Here is a 20,736-nt window from a genome sequence, read left to right as displayed (position 1 = left end):
GAGCGCGCATGCCCACCATTCAATTCCAGCTCAACGGTACGGCGACGGCCGTGGAGACCGATCCGGACCAGCCGCTGCTCGATGTGCTGCGCGGCCGGCTCGTCGTTACCGGTCCGCATTTCGGCTGCGGCGCCGGTGAGTGCGGGGCGTGTCATGTCATGGTCGGCGACCGCGCGATAACCTCCTGCGATATGCCGATGTGGTCAGTCGCGGACAAGGACGTCGTCACCGTCGAAGGCCTCGGCACGGCCGAGCGACCGCACCCGCTGCAACGTGCCTTCATCTCCGAGCAGGCGATGCAATGCGGCTATTGCGTCCCCGGAATCCTCATCAGCGCGGCGGCGCTCTTGAAGCGCAATCCATTCCCGACCGAGGCCGAGGTCAGAGCGGCACTCGATCGCAATCTGTGCCGGTGCGGATCGCATAACCGCATGGTCCGCGCCGTGCTGCGTGCGGCTGCGGAGATGGCGGCGTCATGACGACGTCGCCCCCTGCCCCGAAACTGCCCGTCAGCCTCGCGGCCAATCCAAAACTGTCGTCCTGGGTGAACTTCATTGGTGAAGGCGGTGTGGCGATCTCGCCCGGCAAGGTCGAGATCGGCCAGGGCATCGTCACGGCGCTGGCGCAGATTGCGGCGGACGAGCTCGATGTCCAGATCTCCAGGATCGAAATGATCCGCGCATCCACGGCGATGAGCCCGAACGAGGGCGTCACCTCGGGCAGCCTGTCGATCCAGCAATCCGGCCGCGCGCTGCGCCACGCCTGTGCCGAGGTGCGCCAGCGATTTCTCACGGCTGCATCGGAACGTCTCGGCGTCGAGGTCTCGCTGCTCGATGTTGATGACGGCACGATCTCGGGACCGGGCAACGTCAGGACCAGCTATTGGGAGCTGGCTGGCGAGGTCTCGCTCGACCACGACGCCACCGCGGGCGCGGCGGCGAGGAGCATTGCCAAGCGCAGTGTGGCCGGACATTCGGTCCACCGCGTGGATATTCCCGACAAGGTGTTCGCGCGGCCGCGCTTCATCCATGATTGCCCACTGCCGGACCTGCTGCACGGCCGCGTGCTGCGGCCTGACATCTCCGGCGCCGAACTGATCGCGCTCGACGAAACCGCTGCGAGCGCCGTTCCCGGCCTCGTGGCGATCGTCCGCGACGGCGGCTTTTCCGGAGTGGTCGCTGACAGTGAGGCAGCAGCAGAAGCTGCGCTGAAGGCTCTGCGCAAAGGCGCGACATGGTCGACCGGCGAGTCGCTGCCCGATGAGGACGATCTCGCGGGCTTCCTGAAAAGCCAGCCGGTCGAAACCACGGTTGTCGAGACACGGACGGCGGCGATGACGCGCAAACACGCTCAAACGCTCCGCCGGCAATACACCCGCCCTTACATTGCGCATGCCTCGATCGCGCCGTCTTGCGCCATGGCAAGGTGGGACGGCGATGGAGTCCATGTCTGGACCCACAGCCAGGGCGTTTATCTGCTGCGCGCCGATCTCGCCATCGTGCTCAAGATGCCCGCGGATAACATCGTCGGTGAGCATATGGAGGGCGCCGGCTGCTACGGACACAACGCGGCCGACGACGTCGCGCTCGATGCGGTGCTGCTGGCGAAAGCGGCCGGCGGCCGTCCGGTGCGGGTGCAGTGGTCGCGCCACGACGAGATGTCCCACGCGCCGTTCGGTGCGGCCATGGCCATCGAGATCGAGGCCGATCTCGATGCGGACAACGAGATCGTCGGCTGGCGCCACGCGATCTGGAGCAACGGCCATGCCGCACGGCCGGGACGCGCGGCGCAGCCCGCACTGCTCGCCGCGACCGAGATCGCGAATCCCTATCCGCGCATGATCTCCACCAATCCGCCGGCGGCCAATGGCGGCGGCGGCGATCGCAACTCGGTGCCGCTCTATGATCTTCCAGCCTGGACGATCACGAGCCACCGGCTGCTGACCATGCCGGTGCGCACCTCGGCGCTGCGGACACTCGGCGCCCAAGGCAATGTATTTGCCATCGAATCCCTGCTCGACGAGATCGCCGTCTTGCGCGGCGAAGAGCCAATCGCGTTCCGGTTGCGGCATCTTGGCGACGAGCGGGCGAAGGATGTCATCCGCGCAGCGGCTCGGCGCGCGGCGTGGAAACCGAAAAAACAAGCCGGTGTCGGCCACGGCGTCGGGTTCGCTCGCTACAAGAACACGGGCGCGTATTGCGCCGCGATTGCCGAGATCGAAGGCACCGACGACATCCGCGTCAAGCGGCTGACGCTCGCGGTCGACGTCGGCGAGGCCATCAATCCGGACGGTGTCATCAATCAGATCGAGGGCGGCGCGATCCAGGCGACGAGCTGGGTGCTGAAGGAGCGCGTCCGCTTCGACCGGACGCGGATCACCTCGACCTCCTGGACAGACTATCCGATCCTGACTTTCAGCGAGGTGCCGGCGGTGGACGTCGAGATCATCCAGCGGCCGGAGATCGAGCCGGTCGGCGCCGGTGAGGCCGCACACGGCCCGGTGACGGCGGCAATCGCCAATGCGGTCTACGACTGCCTCGGCGTGCGCATGCGCGATTTGCCGATCACGCGCGACAGGATCATTGCAGCTGCGGAGCTTGCGTCGTGACGACAGTGAACATCTTGAGCGGTGGCGCGGCGCAAGGCCTGGTGCGCGACCTCACGGAGGCCTTCAAGGCGCAGACCGGCTTCGGCATCGACGGCGAATTCGGGGCGGTCGGCCTTATGGCAGACAAGCTGCGCGCGAGCACGCCGGCCGATCTCGTGATCCTGACGCAAGCGCTCCTAGCAAAGCTCGCCGAGGAGAAGCTCGTCGCCCGCTCCTCGATCACGGATGTCGGCCGCGTCGAGACCGCACTGGCGGTCCGCAGCCGTGATCCCAAGGTGACGGTGAAGACCGAGGCCGATCTGCGCGAGGTGCTACGCAGCGCCGACGCGATCTACGTCCCCGACACCAAGGCCTCGACCGCGGGGCAGCACGTCGCAAAGGTGCTGGATCAGCTCGGCATCGCCTATGAGGTCGCCTCACGGCTCAAGATATTTCCGAACGGTGCAACCGCGATGCGGGAGCTTGCGGCGTCCACTGCGCAAAGGCCGATCGGCTGCACACAGGCGACCGAGATCATCGCGACCGACGGCATCGCGCTATCAGGATCGCTGCCGCCTGGCTGCGAGCTCGTGACCATGTACACGGCCGGCGTAACCGCCAGGGCCGCGCATCCGAAGGAAGCTGCTGCACTGATCGCGCTCCTGGCTGGCGCAGATCACAGGGAGCTGCGCCAGCGCGCTGGCTTTTCCGGCTAGATGCCGCCTTATTTGTGCAGCTGGGTCAGCCCGGTCGGCGGGCCATCGACCGCGGTCCAGCCGCCGTCGACGAACAGCGTGCTGCCGCTGACATAGCTCGCGGCGTCCGAGGCGAGATAGGCCACCGCGGTCGCGACCTCGTCGGCGCTGCTCCAGCGGTTGAACACGGTGTGGCCGGCATAGAGATTGTAGATGTCGGGGCGCTGCTTGAAAGGGCCAGTCAGCGCGGTCTCGGCGATGCTCGGCGCGATCGCGTTGACGCGCACGCCGGCGTGGCCGACCTCGGAGGCAAAGCCCTTGACGAGCAGGCCGATGGCGGCCTTGGTCGAGCCGTAGACACCGAGGCCCGGCTCGATGGTCACCGCGCGCACCGAGGAGCAGGCGATGATGCTGCCGCCCTTCTGCTCGACCATGATGCGGCCGAAGGCCTGGAAGAACCAGACGGTGCCTTTGACGTTGAGGTTGATGACGCGGTCGAGATCCTCCTCGGTGTAGTCGAGGATGGTCTTGCGGATATTGAGCCCGGGCGTCGTCACGGCGATGTCGAGCCGCGGAAATTTCTGCATCACCGTTTTGGCCAGCGCGCTGACGTCCGCAGCGCTCGCGGCATCGCACGCAGCTGCCTCCGCCCAGCCACCCTTGTCGCGAATGCCGGCGGCGGTCGCTTCCGCGGCGTCGAGCGCGCGATCGGCGCAGACGACACGGGCCCCTAACCCGGCAAGGGCCTCGGCCGACGACTTGCCGATGCCGGAGGCGGCACCGAGGACAACTGCGGTCTTGCCGGTGAGATCGAAGAGCTTGCGATAGTCCGTCACGAATAAATTCTCCCTGGTGCTGCTAGCCCTTGTAGCCCATCAGCAGGCGGGGCAGCCACAGCGAGAATGCAGGGACGTAGGTCACGAACATCAGTGCTGCGATCAGCGCGGCATAGAACGGCAGGATGGTGCGCATCACCGCGCCGACCGAAATGCCGCCGATGGCGCAGCCCACGAACTGCGTGGTTCCGACCGGCGGGGTGTTGAGCCCGAGGGCGCAGTTGATCAGCATCAGCATGCCGAACTGCACCGGGTCCATGCCCGCCTTCATCGCGATCGGCAGGAAGATCGGGGTGCAGATCAGAATGGTCGCCGCCATGTCCATGAACGTGCCGAGCACGAACAGGATGACGTTGATGAGCAGGAAGATCATCCAGGGTTGCGTGGACACCTTGCTCATCATCTCGCCAGCGAGATCGGCCACCTCGTAGAGCCCCATCAGATACTGGAACATGGTGGAGACGCCGATCAGCAGCAGCACCACGCCCGTCGTCTTCACCGCCTTGGCGGCTGCGCGCAGGAAGTTGCTCAAGGTCATGGTGCGGTAGATGAAGAACGTCAGCAGGATCGTGTAGGTGACCGCGACGGCGGCGGATTCGGTTGCCGTGAACACGCCGGAGAGGATGCCCGTCAGGATGATGCCGACAATCAGAAGGCCGGGCAGCGCGGCCGCGAACGAGCGGAACACCTCGGCCCAGCCCGGGAACTTGCCGGCCGGATAACCGCGCTTCACCGCCACGGCGTAGGCAGCGACGAGCATGCAGACCATCAGCACGATCGCCGGCAGGAGCCCGGCGGCGATCAGCGCGCCGATCGAGACCTTGCCGCCGGCGGCCAGGGCATAGATGATCATGTTGTGGCTGGTCGGCATCAAGGCTCCGACCAGCGAGGCGTGGGTGGTGACGTTGACGGCGTAGTCGGTGTCGAACCCCTCTTTCTTCATCATCGGGATCATCACTGCGCCCATCGCCGACACGTCGGCCACCGGCGAGCCGGAAACGCCGCCGAACAGCGTGCAGGCGACCACGTTCGACATGCCGAGGCCGCCGCGGATGTGGCCGACGAGATTCTTGGCGAGCTGCACGATCTTGTCGGCGACGCCGCCATGCAGCATCAGCTCACCGCTGAAGACGAAGAAGGGAATCGCGAGGAACGAGAAGATGTTCATCCCCGACATCATCTGCTGGAAGATGACCGCGACCGGCAGGCCTTCATAAAGGATGGTGCAGATCGCCGACAGGCCGATTGCGAAGGCGACGGGAACACCGAGGATCAGGAAGCCGAAGAAGGTGGCGCCGAGGATGATCAGTTCCATGAGGGGACGACCTCTTCGCCGCGCAAGAGAGCCATGATGTGCTCGATGGAAAAGGAGACGATCAGGACGCCGGAGGCGATCAGCGGCACGTAGCGGATCACCTCAGGAAGACCGAGATTGGGGATCTTCACAGTTCCGACCGAAGACCCGAGGATCCAGCCGTTGTAGGCCATCGCAACGCCGAACACGGCCACCAGGACGTGGATCACGAGCTCGATCTTCTCCCGCATGTGATCCGGAAGCATCACGAGCAGACTATCCATGCCGATGTGTCCGGCATCGCGCACACCGACGGCGGCACCGATCAGCGTGACATAGAGGATCAGAACCAGCGCGAGGTTCTCCGTCCAGGTCGGGCTGGAATTGAGGACGTAACGCCCGAACACCTGATAGAACACGATGGTGACGATGACGAGCAGGCCGGTCACGGACAGATACATGCCGGCGCGAGCAACGGGGGCGTTGATCCGCGACAGCAGGCCTGTAGATGGTCGTCCGACCGCCTCGTGCTCATGGTCTGCGACGTGTGGGTCTGTCATCCGCGCCTCCCCCGCCGGGATCCGGTGTCGCAAGTCGGCGACTCCGGATCCGACGCAGCTGTGCCTACTTCGTGTCCTGGATGCGCTTGACGAGGCCCTGCAGCTTCTCGTCGCCGGCGAACTTCTGGTACACCGGCTTCATCGCATCGACGAACTCCGCCTTGTTGGCGATGGTCACCACCTGGACGCCGGCCGCCTCGACCGTCTTGCGAGAGGCCTGCTCACGCTCGTCCCAGAGCTTGCGCATGACGGGCACCGATTCCTTGGCCGCCTTGCGGACCATCGCCTGGTCCTCCTTGCTCAGCGTGTCCCAGACCTTCTTGGACATCACGAGAACTTCGGGCGCCAGGGAGTGCTCGGTGATGTTGTAGAACTTGGCGGCCTCGAAATGGCGCGAGGACTCGTAGGAGGGCCAGTTGTTCTCGGCAGCATCCACCAGGCCGGTCTTGAGCGCGGTATAGACCTCGCCATAGGGCATCGGCGTCGGGTTGGCGCCGAGGCTCTGGATCATGCCGACCCACAGGTCGGACTGCTGGACGCGAATCTTCAGGCCCTTGAGGTCCGCAAGCGACTTGACCGGCGCCTTCACGGTGTAGATGGAGCGGGCGCCGCTGTCGTAATAGGCAAGGCCGACCAGGCCGGCGGGCTCCATCGCGGCCAGGATCTCATCGCCGATCGGCCCGTCGAGGACGGTCCGCATGTGCTGCGTGTCCCGGAAGACGAAAGGCAGGCACAACGCGATGGTCTCAGGCACGAAATTGTTGAGCGGCGATGCGTTGATCCGCATCATGTCGAGCGCGCCGATCTTGAGCTGCTCGATGGTGTCCTTCTCGGAGCCCAGAGCGCCATTCGGAAACACCTTCACGCCAAGCTTGCCGCCGCTCGCCGCCGCGAGCTGCTTGCCCATGAACTTGACGGCCTCGACGGTCGGATAATCTGCGGGGTGGATGTCGGCGGAGCGGAAATCGCGTGCGGTCGCCAGGGGCGCTGAGAGCGCCAGCGCAAAGGCTGTGATGATACCGGTGAGTGTCTTCATCTGGGCTTCCTCCGGGGTTGATTATGTCGTTGTCGGGCAGGCTGCGGGCCGCCTTGGGTCGCTCCACTTCAGGCGTGAAGTCAAGCACCAAGTCGTCCGTAGGGCGAGCGGCATTCTCTGTCCAAGCCAATTCCAGCATCGATCAATGCAAGAGTTGCATCGATCAGTTTCTGACGCAATTCGCATTGTGGCGGGGACGGTGGCTGGCCGACGTCGCCGCCACGTGACTTGACGCCACCAATGCAGGCCCCTCAAGATATTCGAAACAGCGGACCATGTTGAGGGAATGCCCATGCCGCGGAAGCTGATCGATATCTCTGTGCCGCTTCGAAACGACGTCACGGCCGATCCGCCCGGCAATCACCCGACGATCCAGTATATCGATCACCAGCAGGGCCTGCCCCGGATGCTGCAGTTCTTCGACGGTCTCAAGGCGCAGGATCTGCCGGACGGTCAGGGTTGGGCCGTCGAACAGGTCTCGCTGTCGACCCATAACGGCACGCATCTCGATGCGCCCTGGCACTTCCATCCGACCATGAACCGCGGCGAGCGGTCATGGACCATCGACGAGGTCCCGCTGGAATGGTGTTTTCAGCCCGGCGTGAAGCTCGACTTCCGACACCTGCCCGACGGTTACGTGGCGAGCGCCGACGACGTCGCGAAGGAGCTGAAGCGCATCGGACACACGCTGTCGCCGCTGGAGATCGTCGTCGTCAACACCAGCGCCGGCGCCAAATTCGGCAAGGCCGAATACGTCAATTCCGGCTGCGGCATGGGCTATGGAGCCACCATGTATCTGCTCGAACGCGGCGTGCGGCTGACCGGCACCGACGGCTGGAGCTGGGACGCGCCGTTCGTCTACACCGCGAAGAAATATGCCGAGACAAAAGATGCCGGCCTGATCTGGGAAGGCCACAAGGCGGGACGGCACATCGGCTATTGCCATCTGGAGAAGCTGCACAATCTCGATCAATTGCCCTCGACCGGCTTCACGGTCTCATGCTTCCCGGTGAAGATCGAACGTGCCTCCGCAGGCTGGACCCGCGCGGTCGCCATCATCGACGATCAGAGCGTGATAAAATCACTTTGATCGCTACAACGGAGGTGCACTCCCTCTCCCGCTTGCAGGAGAGGGAGTTTCCGCGACGGGATAATCCCCTAGAGGAGAAAGCCCTCACCCGCGCCTTTCGGCGCGACCTGACGCCATTCCGCTTTAGGCAGACGGCATCACTCGCCGCCGAGGCCGCTCTCGGCGAGTTCGCGCAGCGCTTCGGTGTCCAGCACGACGATGGCGCCGTGCTCGAGGCGAACCCAGTTGCGGCCGGCCCAGGCGCGCAATTGCTTGTTGATGCTCTCGCGCGTCATCCCCACCATCTCGCTGATCTCCTGCTGGGTGATGGCGAGCGTGCCGCTGCCGGAGTCGAACTTGCGCTCTTCGGTGAGACCGAGCAGCGCGCTCGCAAGCCGGCCCGGCAGATTCTGGAGGATCACCTGCTCGACCTGCTGGCTGGTCCAGCGCAGACGCGCGCAGAGCAGCTCGATGAATTTCATCGCCAGGGCCGGCTGGCTCTTCACGAACGGCAGAAAGTCCCGGCGATCGATGATGTAGAGCTCGCAATTGGTGTTGGCGGTCGCATCGGCCGACCTGGGCGCGCCGTCGAGCACCGCGATCTCGCCGAAGATTTCTCCGGGGCCGATCAGATTGAGAATGGCGTTCCGCCCATCGGGCGACGAGGAGGAAATCTTGACTGTCCCCGTGATCACCGCGAACAGATTGTTGCCGGGATCGCCCTTGGCGGCGATCGTCGCGCCGCGCTTCACCGTGGTGTGCTTGGCGTAGCGGCAAAGCTGATCGAGCGCCTCCGGCTCCAGATCCGCGAAGATCGGATGCTTTCGCAGGACCGATAGTTTGTTGCCCGCCGACTGTCGGGGGTCGCCGGTCTTGTCCTGAGGCACGCCGGGAGGCTCCTAAGACTACGAGGCACTGAGGTTCCTGCGTAGTCAACGTTATCAGGCTTTTCAACCGGAAAGCACGCGCGCGGTGTGAGGCAAATGCCGCGAAAAAGCCGCGGTCGGCCCGGAATCCGCATCCGAGGGGTGCGCCGATGCGTTTTGACCGATGCAGAGTTGCAGACCGCGCAAGCCGCGATTGCGTTGAGGCGCTGGCGAACGGCCAACCCTGCCGGGCAAGCGTCGGCCGTTGGCGCGTCTGAGCGGACTAAGATCTCAGGCGCTTCAGCGCTTGGAATCCGGATCGAGCCGGCCGGCGCTGGTTTGCCGGTCCGCCCATGCCTGAGCTGCGGCGAATGCGACGAAGATCGCGACGACGACAATGGCCATGAGCAACGCGTCAGCGGGCATCATGCTCCTCCCAGATGGTTTGGGGCATTATTTGCCGCGGCCGGCCGGCGTCATTGATCGAGATCAAAAAGGTCAGGGCGTCGCGGACGACTGTCAGGCTGCAGCCAGCGCCTCCGCACGCGCTGGATCGAGCAGGCTGATGCCGCCGTGAATGATCTCGATCACGCCGTGACGCTCCAGCTTGGTGAAGGTGCGACTGACGGTTTCGATGGTCAGCCCGAGATAGTCGGCGATGTCCTGACGGCTCATCGGAAGCGGGACCGTGTCGGACAGCCCCTTGAGCGCGACCAGCCGTTCACGCCAGCCGAGCAGAAAGGTCGCGACCTTCTCGTCGGCCGAGCGGCGGCCGAGCAGCACCATATGGTCGCGGGCCTGGCTCAACTCGCGAATGGCCAGCTCGTTGATCCGCCTGAGCAACTGCGGCCGGTCTTCGATGAAGCGGCCGAACGGCGCTTTGGCGAACTGGCACACGGTCACCGCGCCGATCGCATCGGCAGAAAAATTGTGCCGGCCAGACAAATTCATCCCCAGGAAATCACCGGGCAAGGCAAAGCCCACGATCTGCCGCCGGCCGTCGGACAGCAGCTTGTACAGCCGCATGACGCCTTCGAGGACGTTGTAGAACGAGGTGGTGATGTCCTCCTCGGAGAACACGGTCTCGCCGGAGTCGAAATGAACGCGGCGTCCGAGATGCTCGAACTCCCTGAGCTCGGCCGCATCCAGCGACGAACACACCGCCGCTCCGCGTACGGCGCAATCGTCGCAGAAGTGCCCGTTCGGCTCAATCGTGACCACGGAAGGCTTCATCCACCGCTCCTAGCGTCGGTCCAGCTCCGCACCCGGCCGAGCACCACGCAGCTGCATTTTACTGCACTGCGCCAAAGCCAATTGACTCAGATCAAATTTGAGTGGCATCCCCATCTTATTCTGCTTCCATGCCGGCCCTCGAACTCAGTCCGGACCAGATCCACGATCTTCTGTCGTACCTGAAGACGCTGGAATAGGCGTCACACCGCCTGCACGGTCCACCCGATCAGCTCCTTGGCGATGCGAGCGAAGGCCACATCGAAGGCGGCGACTGAGGCGGCCGGCTCGACCTTGTCGAGCTTTTCGCTGGTCTCGACCAGGCGCGAGGCAACCACCTTGCCGTTCTTGTCGACGATCCGCGCCGACAGCCCGATCTCGACCCCTGGCTCGCCTTCCGTGGCGATCCGAAAGCGCCGGATGTCGATCAGGAGCTGGTAATCCGCCTGACCGAGGTCGGTCGTGCGTAGCGGGGCGTGAGCGATGTCGTAATTTTCGAAGCTGTCGATCAGGCGCGCCTGGAGCAATTTCGGAATGCTGTCGGCCCAAAGGAAGTCAGCAAAGCCCGGCGTGTCCCCGCTAGGGGCGAACAGCATGCGCTGGGTCTGCAGCATCGCGACCGCGCTCGGCTCGGGAATGGCCAGTGACGCGGAGAGCGTCTTGCCGGCCGGACCGAGGTTCTGCGGCGTGTGCAGGTCGTAGGTGACCTTCTGCGCAGGCGCGCCGCCGCCGGTCATCTTCTCCAGACCCGCCAGAATGCCGTCGATCTTGCCGGTGTTGCGCGCCAGCCCGTCGGAGAACGTTTTCAGATTGGCAATGGTGTCCTTCAGCGGACCGGAATTGTCCTCGAGCACGGTATCGACCCGGCGTAGCGCATCGCGCGCGGCCTGCGTCATGCTTTGTCCGGCGCCGGCCTCGGCGATCAAAGACAGGGGCTCGCCCGATTTGGCCATGATCACACCGCCTTCCAACGTCACCACCGGCACGCCGGTCAGGCCCTGGAATTCGAGACCGACCTTGGTGTCCGAACGCACCGGCGTGGCAGTGGCAACCGAGATCGTCGCATTGACGAAGCGCGGGTTATCAGGCGCGAGCCCGAGCTGGGTCACCTCTCCGACACGAATGCCGTTGAACAGCACGCCGGCGCCGACCAGGAGGCCAGGGACCGGCCCCTGGAATTGCACGTGGTAGTTCGTGCGCGGCCCGATGCCGCCGGTGTTGTTCAGCCAATAGACGAAGCCGAACACCGCCAGGATCGCGGCCAGCACGAAACTGCCGATCAGCACATAGGGAGCGCGGGTTTCCATGTCTCATCTCATCTCGTGTTGCAGCATCTGCGAGCGCTTGCCGTGGAAATAGGCGCGCACCCAGGGATGCTCGGATTGCAGCAATTCGCGCATCGGACCGATTGCCACGATCCTGCCGTCGGCGAGCGCGGCGACGCGGTCGCAGACCGTGGTCAGGCTCGCAAGGTCGTGGGTCACCATGAACACGGTCAGCCCCAGCGTCTTTTGCAGCGTGGTGATCAGCGCGTCGAAATCGCCGGCGGCAATCGGATCGAGGCCGGAGGTCGGCTCATCCAGGAACAGGATCGGCGGATCGAGCGCGAGCGCGCGCGCCAGCGCCACGCGCTTGGTCATGCCGCCGGACAGCTGCGCCGGATATTTGTCCGCGTCCTGGGCGCGCAAGCCCACCATTTCGAGCTTGGCGATCGCGATCTCGTCCATCAGCTCCTGCGACAGGACGAGATTTTCACGCAACGGAAACTGAACGTTCTGGCGGACCGTCAACGAGGAGAACAGCGCGCCCTGCTGGAACAGGATGCCCCATGTCGTGGCTGCGCCTCGTCCGTGACCGCCAGTGGATTGTCCCATGACTTCGATGGTCCCGCCTTGGCGCGGGATGAGGCCGATGATGGTCCGCATCAGCACCGACTTGCCGCCGCCGGACGCCCCCACCAGCCCGAGGATCTCACCCCGGCGGACGTCGAGCGACAGGTGATCGAGCACGGTCTGGCGGCCGAAGCCGACCACGAGGTCACGGACGCGGATCGCGAACTCGTCTTGCGATGCATCCATCGTCACATTCCGATCGAGGCGAAGAAGATCGCGAACAGGCCGTCGAGCACGATCACTAGGAAGATCGACTTCACCACTGACGTCGTGGTTTGCCGTCCGAGCGACTCCGCGCTGCCCTTGACGCGCAATCCCTCGCTGCAGGCCACGATCCCGATCACCAGCGCCATGAACGGCGCCTTCAGGATGCCCACCTCGAAATGGGTGACTGTGATGGCCTCGTGCAGCCGGGCGATGTAGATCGCCGGCCCCATGTCGCCATAGAACTGCGCGACGAGACCGCCGCCATAGAGCGCGGCAATCGATCCGATGAAGGTGAGAATCGGCAGCGCAATGATCAGGGCCACAACGCGCGGCAGGATCAGGACCTCGACCGGATCGAGCCCCATGGTCGAGAGCGCGTCGATCTCCTCGCGCATCTTCATCGAGCCGAGCTCGGCGGTGTAGGCGCTGCCCGACCGGCCGGCGACCATGATGGCGACGATCAGCACGCCGAGCTCACGCAGCACCAGGATGCCGACCATGTCGACGGTGTAGGATTCCGCGCCGAATCTGCGGAAATGGAAGAAGCCCTGCTGCGCGATGATGGCGCCGATCAGGAAGGTGATCAGCGCGACGATGGGGATCGCCTGCCACCCGATGCGGTAAAGCTGATACACCAGCGACGTCAGCCGCAGCGAACGCGGCCGCCGCAGCACACCGATCACCGCCATGAACAATGCGCCGAGCATCTGGAGGAAGATCGTGAGGTCTTCGCGCGCGCCAACCGTGGACTTGCCGAGATCGCCTAGCCTCGCCAGCACCGGGTTGGGCGCAGCCGTTGGGGCAGGCGTATTGCGGTTGACCTGACGCACCTCGTCCATCAGCCCGCTGAAATGTTCGGCGACACCGACGAATTCGGCAGATCTGCCGGATGATGCGGCCCTGCGCGACAGCTTTTCCAGGACCCAGGCACCGAGCGTGTCGAGCGCGCTGACGCCCGACATGTCGAGGGTGACGAGGCGCGACTGATCGACGTCGGCTCCGACTGACCGGGACAATGTCTCGAGCGCGACCACATTCGCGGCGGTCCAGGGCCCTTCAGGACGCAAGTTCAGCACGTCGCCGGACGGCGTTGCGAGCAACAGCGGTTCGTGGTTCACGCGTTCCACCTCATCGGGACAATTGGTCCCCATTCAGACGGCATATCTAGGCCAGCATAAGGCCGCCGGCTTGACCTGTCTCAAGACCCGGACGCGCCGCGGATTGACGCAAATCAAGCGCGATCGCGCGCGCGGGTCCTAGGCTTGCTTGCATTCAATGGGGATATCAAGTCCATGTTCAACAGTGACAGGATGAGCGAAGAATTGCGGGCGCTGAAGGTTGATGTCACACGCTTGCTGAGCACGGCCGGCGAGGAGATGTTCGAGAGCTCGAAAGATCGCGCCGAGGCGCTCGCTGATCAGATCAGGGCCGCGCTCACCGAGCTCGGCGAGACCGTCGACGAAGAGCAGGAGCAGCTTCAGGGCCTCCTTACGGAGCGCCCGATCACATCGCTGGCCTCCGCCTTCGCGCTCGGCGTGGTTGTCGGCTTCATGCTGAGGAGACACTAAGTGAATACCGAGAATGTGGTCAAACATCTGCGCGCGCTGTGGCGCACCGACAGGATCATCGCGGACATCAGGCTGCGCCATTTGCTGATCGGCCTCGGCCTGCGCGCCTTTGCGGCACTGATCGCTGCGTTCGGGCTTCTGATGCTGGAGCTGTCTGCCTATTTCGCGCTGGTGCAGGTCTGGAGTGCAATTGCCGCGGCGGCCATCCTTGGCGCCGTCAATTTCGCCATCGCGGCCGCTCTCTTCGCGATCGCCGGCCGCGCTCCGTCAGGCCGCGACATCGAGCTTGCCAATGAAATTCACGACACTTCCATCGAAGCCCTTCAGCTTGAGGCGCGTGCGCTCCAGGCCCAGGTGTCGGGCGCGGTGCATCATCCGCTCAGCACGATCGTCCCGGTGCTGGTGCCGTTGATCGCGATCATCATCAGGAATTTGCGGACGACGACCAAGACATCCGCCGCGACAAATTCGGCTGAAGCGCGCTCCTAAGGCAAGCGCGCTCAGAGCTTTAACTTGACATCGCAGATATCAGGCTCAGACGGATCCGGTTTGACCTCGAAGCCGAGGTCCCGGCACATTTCGAGCATCACGGTGTTCTCCTTGAGCACGTCGCCCGATATGACCTTCAGACCTTCCGACCGCGCGTAATCGATGATCAGCTGCATGAGGGCCCAGCCGAGTCCCCTGCCCTTGAGATCGGACCGTAGCAGGATCGCGTATTCGCCGCTCTCGTAGATCGAGTCCGAATGGAGCCGGACCACGCCGACCATTTCGCCGGTGGCCTCGTCGAAGGCAATGAAGGCCATTGCGCGCGCATAGTCGAGCTGGGTCAGGCGTGCGATGAACTCGTGGGTAAACTCCTTCATCGGCGCGAAGAAGCGCAGGCGAAGGTCGTGCGCCGTGACGTGGCGCAGGAATTCGTGGATGGTCGGCTCGTCCTCGGGACGCATGGGCCGCACGAAGATGCGCCAGTCGTCCTTGACCTTGAGGCGGCGCTCCCATTGCGACGGATAGGCGCGAACGGCGAAATTGGCCGGGCCGGAGCCGACGAACTTCCGTTGCGGCGGCCCGACCGCAACGCGGGCGTCGACCGCGGTCACGCCGGTTTCGTCCGCCAGCAGCGGATTGATGTCGAATTCGCGGATCTCGGGAATGTCGGCCGCCATCTGCGCCAGCTTGACCAGCACCATGGCGACGGCGTCCGGTTTCACCGCCGGCACGTCGCGATAAGCGCGTAGCAACCGCGACACGCGGGTGCGGTCGATCAGGTCGCGGGCCAGTTGCAGATCGAGCGGTGGCAGCGCGAGCGCCTTGTCGTTGATGATCTCCACCGCGGTGCCACCACGGCCGAACACCACGACGGTGCCAAAAGTGGGATCGTCGGCGAGGCCCAGGATCAGTTCGCGCGCCTTCGCCTTGACGATCATCGCCTGGACGATGACGCCGCCGATGCGGGCCTCTGGCCGCAGCTTTCTCGCCCGGGCGAGAATGTCGGAGGTGGCCGCTCGCACGGCCTCCGGCGTCGTCAGATTGAGCACGACGCCGCCGACATCGGATTTGTGGATGATGTCCCGCGACATGATCTTCAGCACCACGGTGTCGCCTTGTGCGAAGATTTCCTTTGCATAGGACACGGCCTGCTCGACGTCGGTCGCCGCATAGGTCGGCACCATCGCGATGTCGTAAGCTTCGAGCAGGTGCTTGATCTCGACAGGCTCGAGCCATTCGCGGCCGTCCGCGATCGCGGCGGTGACGATCTGCCTCGCCCCCCGGGCGTCCGGAGCGAACGTATCGGGCATCGCGGGGGGAACCTGGCTCAGCTCCTCGACCACCTCGCGGTGCCGGACCAGATGCATGAAGCCGCGCACGGCGTCGTCTTCGGTCGGATAGTTCGGCATCCCGGCGCCGGAGAGTGCCTGAATGATGTGCTGATCGGCTCCGACCCAGGCCGCCAATACAGGCTTGGCCCATCGGCGATGCTGCTCGCGATATTTGCCGACCAGCTCCGTCACGGTCGTGGCGATCTCGGCCGCCGAGGCGATCGCCGTTTGCACGTTGAGAACCAGGACCGCATCATTGTCGCGATCGGCCAGCAGCACCTCCAAAGCCGCCGCGTAGCGCGAGGCGTCAGCGTCGCCCACGATGTCGACGGGATTTGCACCGGACCAGGTCGGCGGCAGGGCCGCATCGAGCGTTTTGCGCACCTCCGCCGAGATGGTCGCCGGGATTCCACCGAGCTCGACCAATCGATCGACGGCGAGGACGCCGATGCCGCCGCCGTTGGTCAGGATGGCGAGACGCTTTCCCGTCGGCGATTCGACGCGGCCGAGTGTCTCGGCACAATCGAACAGCTCGCGCAGATCGGAGACGCGCAAAACACCCGCGCGGCGGAACGCCGCGTCGTAGACGGCGTCGGCGCCGGCGAGCGCGCCGGTATGCGTGGCGGCCGCCTTCGCGCCTTGCGCCATGCGGCCGGACTTCACCACGACGACGGGCTTCACGCGCGCGGCGGCGCGCGCCGCCGACATGAACTTGCGCGCGTCCTTGATGGACTCGATGTAGAGCAGGATCGCGCGCGTCTTGTGATCCATCGCGAAATAGTCGAGCAGATCGGCAATATCGACGTCGATCTGATCGCCGATCGAGACGATGCCGGAGAAGCCGACGCCGCGCTGCGCAGCCCAGTCCACCATGCCGGCAGCGATCGCCCCCGATTGCGAGATCAGCGCAAGGCTGCCCGCCCCCGGCATATGCGCGGCAAAGCTGGCATTCAGGCTGACCCCGGGCATCATGATGCCAAGACAGTTCGGTCCGATCAGCCGCATGCCGTATTTGCGGGCCGCGGTGATCGCAGCCTCGTAGAGAGATCCCGGTCCATGGCCGAGCCCGGCCGAAACGATCAAGGCGCCCGCCGAGCCGCGCCGCCCGGCCTGGTCGATGATACCGGGAATCTCGCGCGCCGGCGCCGTGATGACCACGAGCTCCGGCACGAAGTCCAACCGGTCCAGACTCTTCACCGCGGCGACGCCGCCGATTTCGGCATGGCGCGGATTGACAAGGCCGAACCGTCCTTTGAATTCGGCCTTGTGAATGTTCTCCAGGACGGCGCGTCCGACGGAGACCGGACGGGCGCTGGCGCCGACGAGCGCGACTGAACGCGGCGCCAGCAGATTGTTCAGACGATAGGTTGACATGAAAGCAAATGCGCCCGGTCAGCGACGGTTTCGATGGTTGACGATCAGGCCGGAAAATGGCGAGCCTAGTGCGAGATCATAACCCAGCATGGTGGCTGGCCAATGACGGTCTTTGTCACACCGCCCCACACGATCTCGTTCAGGCGCGAATGACGATAGGCGCCCATCACGATCGCATCCATGCCATGGGAATTCGCCCAGCTTCCCAAGACCTTGCCGATCGAGCTGCCGCTGTCTTTGGCCGTTTCGAACGAGGCATGGACGCCGTGTTCCCTCAGATGATCGACCAGAGCGGTTCCGGATTGCACGATCGCTTCGGTCTTGTCATCCGCTACGGTCACCACGCGGACCGAGGCCGCCGCCTGAAGGACCGGCAGCGCATCGCCGACCGCTCGCGCAGCACGCGCGGAGTGATCCCAGGCGATCATGACGCTCTCGAATTCAGGCCGAAGTTCGTCCGCGAGATGTTCCGGACAGAGCAGAAGCGGCCGGCCCGATTCGAACAGGAAGGTTTCGACGATGCTCTCCGTTCGACTGTCGTGCGGCTTCACGGGAATCAAAGTGAGATCGCTGAAACGGGCGTGCTCGGCCAGGATCGCCGCGATCTGGTCCGCCGGCACCTTGCCCGTTCGGCTCTGGGCGCGAACGTTGGCGCGGGACGCCGCATTGGTGAATGCGTTCAAGAACTGCTGCATGTCGTTCGCCTCACGCGAGCTGCCGGCCTCCGCGCAATCGCGATCGGTGGGCAGCATCACCTTCGGCCGCTCGAAAACGTCTTCCTCGAGCGCCAACGCGGTGATCCTGGCGCCGAGGGCCGCGGCGACGGCCACACATTTCTCGATCGCAACCAGGGCCGGCCCGCGCGGCTGGCCGACAAGCGGCAGAAAGACATCCTTGATGGGCATCGGGATTCTCCTTGGCCGTCACAATAGGCCGGCTTTCGTCGAGACGCTTGATCCTCGTCAAGCCAAGGGAACTCGGTCCGAAACAGCGTTGACCGACGTCAAGGACTGGCCGCGATCCGCTCCTAAGGGTTACCCTGATCGTCGGGCGGACTGCCTCCCGACGCAGCTGGATGTGCCAGGAATGACAGACGATTCTGCGACCCAGGACCGGATCTTTGCGGCGCTCACCAATTCCGCCGAGCATCCGGACGTCAAGCGGGTCGACACGCACGCGGCTTCGGTCTTTCTCGAGGGCAGGCGCGCGCTGAAGATCAAGCGCGCCGTGCAGTTTCCGTTCCTTGATTATTCGACGCTCGCGAAGCGCAAGGCAGCCTGCGAGGAGGAGATCCGGATCAACCGGCCGCTGGCGCCGCAGATCTATCATCGCGTCGTCGCGATCACCGAGGAGCCGGACGGATCGTTGCAAGTCGACGGTCCCGGCCGGCCGATCGAGTATGCGGTCGACATGGCGCGGTTCGACGAAAGCCGGACGCTGGATCATCTGGCAAAGACCGGCCCGCTGGATACGAAACTCGCTTCGGCTGCTGCTGACGCGATCGCAGCTTCGCACGCGGCGGCGATCCGCGCCGAGGGCGAGGCATGGGTCTCCTCCATCCCTGCCCTGATCGACGGCAACAGTCACGGTCTGCGAGCCGGCGGCCATTTCGACGCGGGCGATATCGAAAAGCTCGGCACAGCCTCGCACGAGACATTCCTGCGTGTTCGCCCCCTGCTCGCAGAGCGCGGCGGGAAAGGCTTCGTGCGCCGCTGCCATGGCGATCTGCATCTCGCAAACATCGTTCTGATCGAGGACCGGCCCGTGCTGTTCGATGCCATCGAGTTCGATGCGCAGATGGCAACCGTCGATGTGCTCTACGATCTCGCATTCACGCTGATGGACCTGTTGCATCACGATCAGCCAGGCGCGGCCAACATCGTCCTGAACCGCTATCTCGCCGCGACGCCGACCGACAATTTCGACGCGCTCTCGTGCCTGCCGCTGTTCATGTCCATCCGGGCGGCGATCCGCGCCCAGGTGGCGCTGGCTCGGCTGAAGCCACCGCATTCCGATGATCCCGGCATTCTTGACCAGGCACAGCGCTATTTTGACCTCGCCAGGATGCTGATCCATCCTCCTGCTCCGCGCCTGATCGCGGTCGGCGGATTGTCAGGCACCGGCAAGACGGTTTTGGCGCAAGCGCTCGCGCCCGTCGTCGCGCCGCCGCCGGGGGCCGTCGTGCTGCGCAGCGACCTCGTCCGCAAGCGGATGTTCGGGGTCGAGGACACCCACCGCCTGCCGCCGTCCGCCTACACGCCGGAGCACGCAGCGCGCATCTACGCCACGCTGGTTCAGTATGCCAGGCGGGTGCTGGCGCAAGGCCATTCGACGATCATCGACGGCGTGTTCGCCCGCGAGGACGAACGGGACGCGATCGCCGCACTGGCGCGGGAGCGCAACGTGCCGCTGAACGGCCTATTCCTCGTTGCCGACCTCGCGACCCGGCAGTTGCGGATCGGAAGCCGCCGGGGAGACGCATCCGACGCAACGCAAGAGGTTGCCGCGCTGCAGGAGCAATATAATATCGGCCAAATCGGCTGGGCGACCATCGATGCAACCGGGACACAGGAGCAAACGCTCCAGAACTGCCGGGACGCGATCGCCGAGGGGCAAATAAGGCAATCTGATTGACGCGGGCAAGGATGTCGCGACCCACCACAAGCTCGATGGCCACTCGCGCCAAGCCGGCGACGCGGCGCAATGCCCTGCCCGCCCGCCTCAGCCCCGGCATGGCCTGCGACACCGCGTTCCGGATCATCGCGCGCCGTCACTTCGATGCCGTCCTCGCCCAGCATGACGGCACCTGCCGCGGCGATCCCGACGCGCTGCACCAGATCCGGATTGCATTGACGCATCTGCGCACCGCCATCCGCTTCTTCTCGCCGATGGTCGACGACACTCTGCGCCCGAATGTCTGGGCCGAACTGAAATGGCTCAACAGCCAGCTCGGCATGGTGCGGGACCTCGACGTGGCGATCGAGCGGGTCGTCGCCGAGAGCGGCGACGAGCTCGCCGTCATCGCCGAGCTCCAGCACTGGGACGAGAAACGCGCCGAAAGCCACCGCCTGCTGGCGCGCGCGCTACAATCCGCGCGGTATCGCCGCCTTGTCGAGCAGACCTCGACCTGGATCGAGAGCGGCCCGTGGTCGACCCGGCGCAGCAAGGAAGCCATTCGACTACGCCGCTGCACGCTCGCCGATCACGCGACGGAGCGGCTGACCGAGTGGGAGACCAAGCTGCTCAAGAAAGCGCGAAAACTCCGCAAGCTCGACGTCGAGAAACGCCACAAGCTGCGGCTTCTCAACAAGCGGATGACCTATTCGATCGAGTCGCTCCAGGACCTGTTCGCCGGGGAATCACTGACGAAACAGAAGTCCATCCTCAAGAAATTGCGCAAGGCGCAACGCTCGCTCGGACAATTGAACGACGATGCACGAGGACAAGCGCTGGCAGCGTCGTTGAACGGCGCCGGCCTCGATGCGAGCAATCGCTTCCTCAACCGCAAGCGGGAAAAGAAGCTGTTGCGGACGGCGTCAGCGGCCTACCGGAAACTGGACAAGACCAAGCCCTTCCGCTCCTCGGACCTCGCGCCGAGCTCCGAGCCGGAGGCCTAAAGCGCAATAAGAGTGGGATGATCGTCATCGCGCTTTAGGTTATTGTTTGAGCATGATCTTTTCGGAAAACCGCTTCACACTTTTC

At 64.6% G+C, this 20,736-nt stretch carries 20 protein-coding genes and 1 pseudogene; 9 read left to right on the top strand and 12 right to left on the bottom strand.

Annotated elements, in window-relative coordinates; all coding sequences use genetic code 11:
- Nucleotides 1–8: 8 nt before the first annotated feature.
- From IVA81_RS33985 to IVA81_RS33975, 3 genes are read left to right on the top strand one after another with little or no spacing between them, the layout of a single operon-like run.
- Nucleotides 9–479: a (2Fe-2S)-binding protein gene (locus IVA81_RS33985; RefSeq protein ID WP_247326413.1), complete on the top strand. Its 471-nt coding sequence runs from the start codon at nt 9–11 to the stop codon at nt 477–479.
- Nucleotides 476–2,608: a molybdopterin cofactor-binding domain-containing protein gene (locus tag IVA81_RS33980; protein ID WP_247326411.1), complete on the top strand. Its 2,133-nt coding sequence runs from the start codon at nt 476–478 to the stop codon at nt 2,606–2,608. The genes IVA81_RS33985 and IVA81_RS33980 overlap by 4 nt, the downstream gene beginning before the upstream one ends.
- Nucleotides 2,605–3,303: a substrate-binding domain-containing protein gene (locus IVA81_RS33975; protein WP_247326409.1), complete on the top strand. Its 699-nt coding sequence runs from the start codon at nt 2,605–2,607 to the stop codon at nt 3,301–3,303. Before IVA81_RS33980 ends, IVA81_RS33975 begins: the two co-directional genes overlap by 4 nt.
- Before the next feature lie 8 nt (nt 3,304–3,311).
- Here IVA81_RS33975 and IVA81_RS33970 read toward each other — a convergent pair whose 3' ends face one another.
- The 4 genes from IVA81_RS33970 to IVA81_RS33955 form a co-directional block, all read right to left on the bottom strand.
- Nucleotides 3,312–4,118, bottom strand: a complete 807-nt coding sequence (locus tag IVA81_RS33970; protein ID WP_247326407.1) for an SDR family oxidoreductase — start codon at nt 4,116–4,118, stop codon at nt 3,312–3,314.
- A gap of 22 nt (nt 4,119–4,140) precedes the next feature.
- The gene (locus tag IVA81_RS33965) at nt 4,141–5,433 is read right to left on the bottom strand and encodes a TRAP transporter large permease (RefSeq protein WP_247326406.1); all 1,293 of its coding nucleotides are present in this window, start codon (nt 5,431–5,433) and stop codon (nt 4,141–4,143) included.
- The gene (locus tag IVA81_RS33960; RefSeq protein WP_247326402.1) at nt 5,424–5,972 is read right to left on the bottom strand and encodes a TRAP transporter small permease; all 549 of its coding nucleotides are present in this window, start codon (nt 5,970–5,972) and stop codon (nt 5,424–5,426) included. Before IVA81_RS33960 ends, IVA81_RS33965 begins: the two co-directional genes overlap by 10 nt.
- A gap of 64 nt (nt 5,973–6,036) precedes the next feature.
- Entirely contained in the window at nt 6,037–7,008 is a 972-nt protein-coding gene (locus IVA81_RS33955) for a TRAP transporter substrate-binding protein (protein WP_247326400.1), read from the bottom strand.
- A 292-nt stretch (nt 7,009–7,300) separates the two neighbouring features.
- Between IVA81_RS33955 and IVA81_RS33950 the strand changes: the two genes are divergently transcribed.
- Nucleotides 7,301–8,098, top strand: coding sequence for a cyclase family protein (locus IVA81_RS33950; protein ID WP_247326398.1), 798 nt, complete (start codon nt 7,301–7,303; stop codon nt 8,096–8,098).
- A 137-nt stretch (nt 8,099–8,235) separates the two neighbouring features.
- Here the strand turns inward: IVA81_RS33950 and IVA81_RS33945 are convergent, their stop codons facing one another.
- The 3 genes from IVA81_RS33945 to IVA81_RS33940 all read right to left on the bottom strand — a co-directional run bounded on the left by IVA81_RS33945 (nt 8,236) and on the right by IVA81_RS33940 (nt 10,176).
- The gene (locus tag IVA81_RS33945) at nt 8,236–8,964 is read right to left on the bottom strand and encodes a Crp/Fnr family transcriptional regulator (protein WP_247326396.1); all 729 of its coding nucleotides are present in this window, start codon (nt 8,962–8,964) and stop codon (nt 8,236–8,238) included.
- Nucleotides 8,965–9,243: 279 nt separating this feature from the next.
- On the bottom strand, nt 9,244–9,372 hold the full coding sequence (locus IVA81_RS40535) for a hypothetical protein (RefSeq protein WP_256469417.1): 129 nt from the start codon (nt 9,370–9,372) through the stop codon (nt 9,244–9,246).
- Between the two features lie 90 nt (nt 9,373–9,462).
- Nucleotides 9,463–10,176: a helix-turn-helix domain-containing protein gene (locus IVA81_RS33940; protein ID WP_247326394.1), complete on the bottom strand. Its 714-nt coding sequence runs from the start codon at nt 10,174–10,176 to the stop codon at nt 9,463–9,465.
- 122 nt (nt 10,177–10,298) lie between these two features.
- On the opposite strand from IVA81_RS33940, the pseudogene IVA81_RS33935 reads away from it, so the two are divergent.
- Nucleotides 10,299–10,373, top strand: a pseudogene (locus tag IVA81_RS33935) (cytochrome c); the annotation flags it as partial.
- A gap of 3 nt (nt 10,374–10,376) precedes the next feature.
- Here the strand turns inward: IVA81_RS33935 and IVA81_RS33930 are convergent.
- From IVA81_RS33930 to IVA81_RS33920, 3 genes are read right to left on the bottom strand one after another with little or no spacing between them, the layout of a single operon-like run.
- Nucleotides 10,377–11,480 (bottom strand): MlaD family protein, encoded by a 1,104-nt coding sequence (locus IVA81_RS33930; RefSeq protein ID WP_247326392.1) that lies wholly within the window; start codon nt 11,478–11,480, stop codon nt 10,377–10,379.
- A 3-nt stretch (nt 11,481–11,483) separates the two neighbouring features.
- The gene (locus IVA81_RS33925; RefSeq protein ID WP_247326390.1) at nt 11,484–12,251 is read right to left on the bottom strand and encodes an ATP-binding cassette domain-containing protein; all 768 of its coding nucleotides are present in this window, start codon (nt 12,249–12,251) and stop codon (nt 11,484–11,486) included.
- Between the two features lie 2 nt (nt 12,252–12,253).
- Complete coding sequence (locus tag IVA81_RS33920) at nt 12,254–13,390, bottom strand: ABC transporter permease (RefSeq protein WP_247326388.1); 1,137 nt, start codon at nt 13,388–13,390, stop codon at nt 12,254–12,256.
- Between the two features lie 174 nt (nt 13,391–13,564).
- Between IVA81_RS33920 and IVA81_RS33915 the strand changes: the two genes are divergently transcribed.
- Both IVA81_RS33915 and IVA81_RS33910 read left to right on the top strand, forming a co-directional pair.
- The gene (locus tag IVA81_RS33915; protein ID WP_247326387.1) at nt 13,565–13,840 is read left to right on the top strand and encodes a hypothetical protein; all 276 of its coding nucleotides are present in this window, start codon (nt 13,565–13,567) and stop codon (nt 13,838–13,840) included.
- On the top strand, nt 13,841–14,329 hold the full coding sequence (locus IVA81_RS33910) for a phage holin family protein (protein ID WP_247326386.1): 489 nt from the start codon (nt 13,841–13,843) through the stop codon (nt 14,327–14,329). It begins immediately after the preceding gene.
- 11 nt (nt 14,330–14,340) lie between these two features.
- Here IVA81_RS33910 and IVA81_RS33905 read toward each other — a convergent pair whose 3' ends face one another.
- Together IVA81_RS33905 and IVA81_RS33900 are read right to left on the bottom strand one after the other, a co-directional pair.
- Nucleotides 14,341–17,034, bottom strand: a complete 2,694-nt coding sequence (locus tag IVA81_RS33905; RefSeq protein WP_247326385.1) for a bifunctional acetate--CoA ligase family protein/GNAT family N-acetyltransferase — start codon at nt 17,032–17,034, stop codon at nt 14,341–14,343.
- A gap of 65 nt (nt 17,035–17,099) precedes the next feature.
- The gene (locus IVA81_RS33900; RefSeq protein ID WP_247326384.1) at nt 17,100–17,939 is read right to left on the bottom strand and encodes a universal stress protein; all 840 of its coding nucleotides are present in this window, start codon (nt 17,937–17,939) and stop codon (nt 17,100–17,102) included.
- 181 nt (nt 17,940–18,120) lie between these two features.
- Here IVA81_RS33900 and IVA81_RS33895 point away from each other — a divergent pair, with 181 nt between their 5' ends.
- Complete coding sequence (locus IVA81_RS33895; protein WP_247326383.1) at nt 18,121–19,668, top strand: bifunctional aminoglycoside phosphotransferase/ATP-binding protein; 1,548 nt, start codon at nt 18,121–18,123, stop codon at nt 19,666–19,668.
- An 11-nt stretch (nt 19,669–19,679) separates the two neighbouring features.
- A complete protein-coding gene (locus IVA81_RS33890; protein ID WP_247326382.1) occupies nt 19,680–20,651 on the top strand; it encodes a CHAD domain-containing protein in 972 nt (323 codons plus the stop codon).
- The last annotated feature ends 85 nt before the right edge of the window (nt 20,652–20,736 follow it).

Source organism: Bradyrhizobium sp. 141 (assembly GCF_023074055.1).
Classification (GTDB): Bacteria; Pseudomonadota; Alphaproteobacteria; order Rhizobiales; family Xanthobacteraceae; genus Bradyrhizobium.
This window is presented reverse-complemented; position numbering and strand designations above follow the sequence as displayed.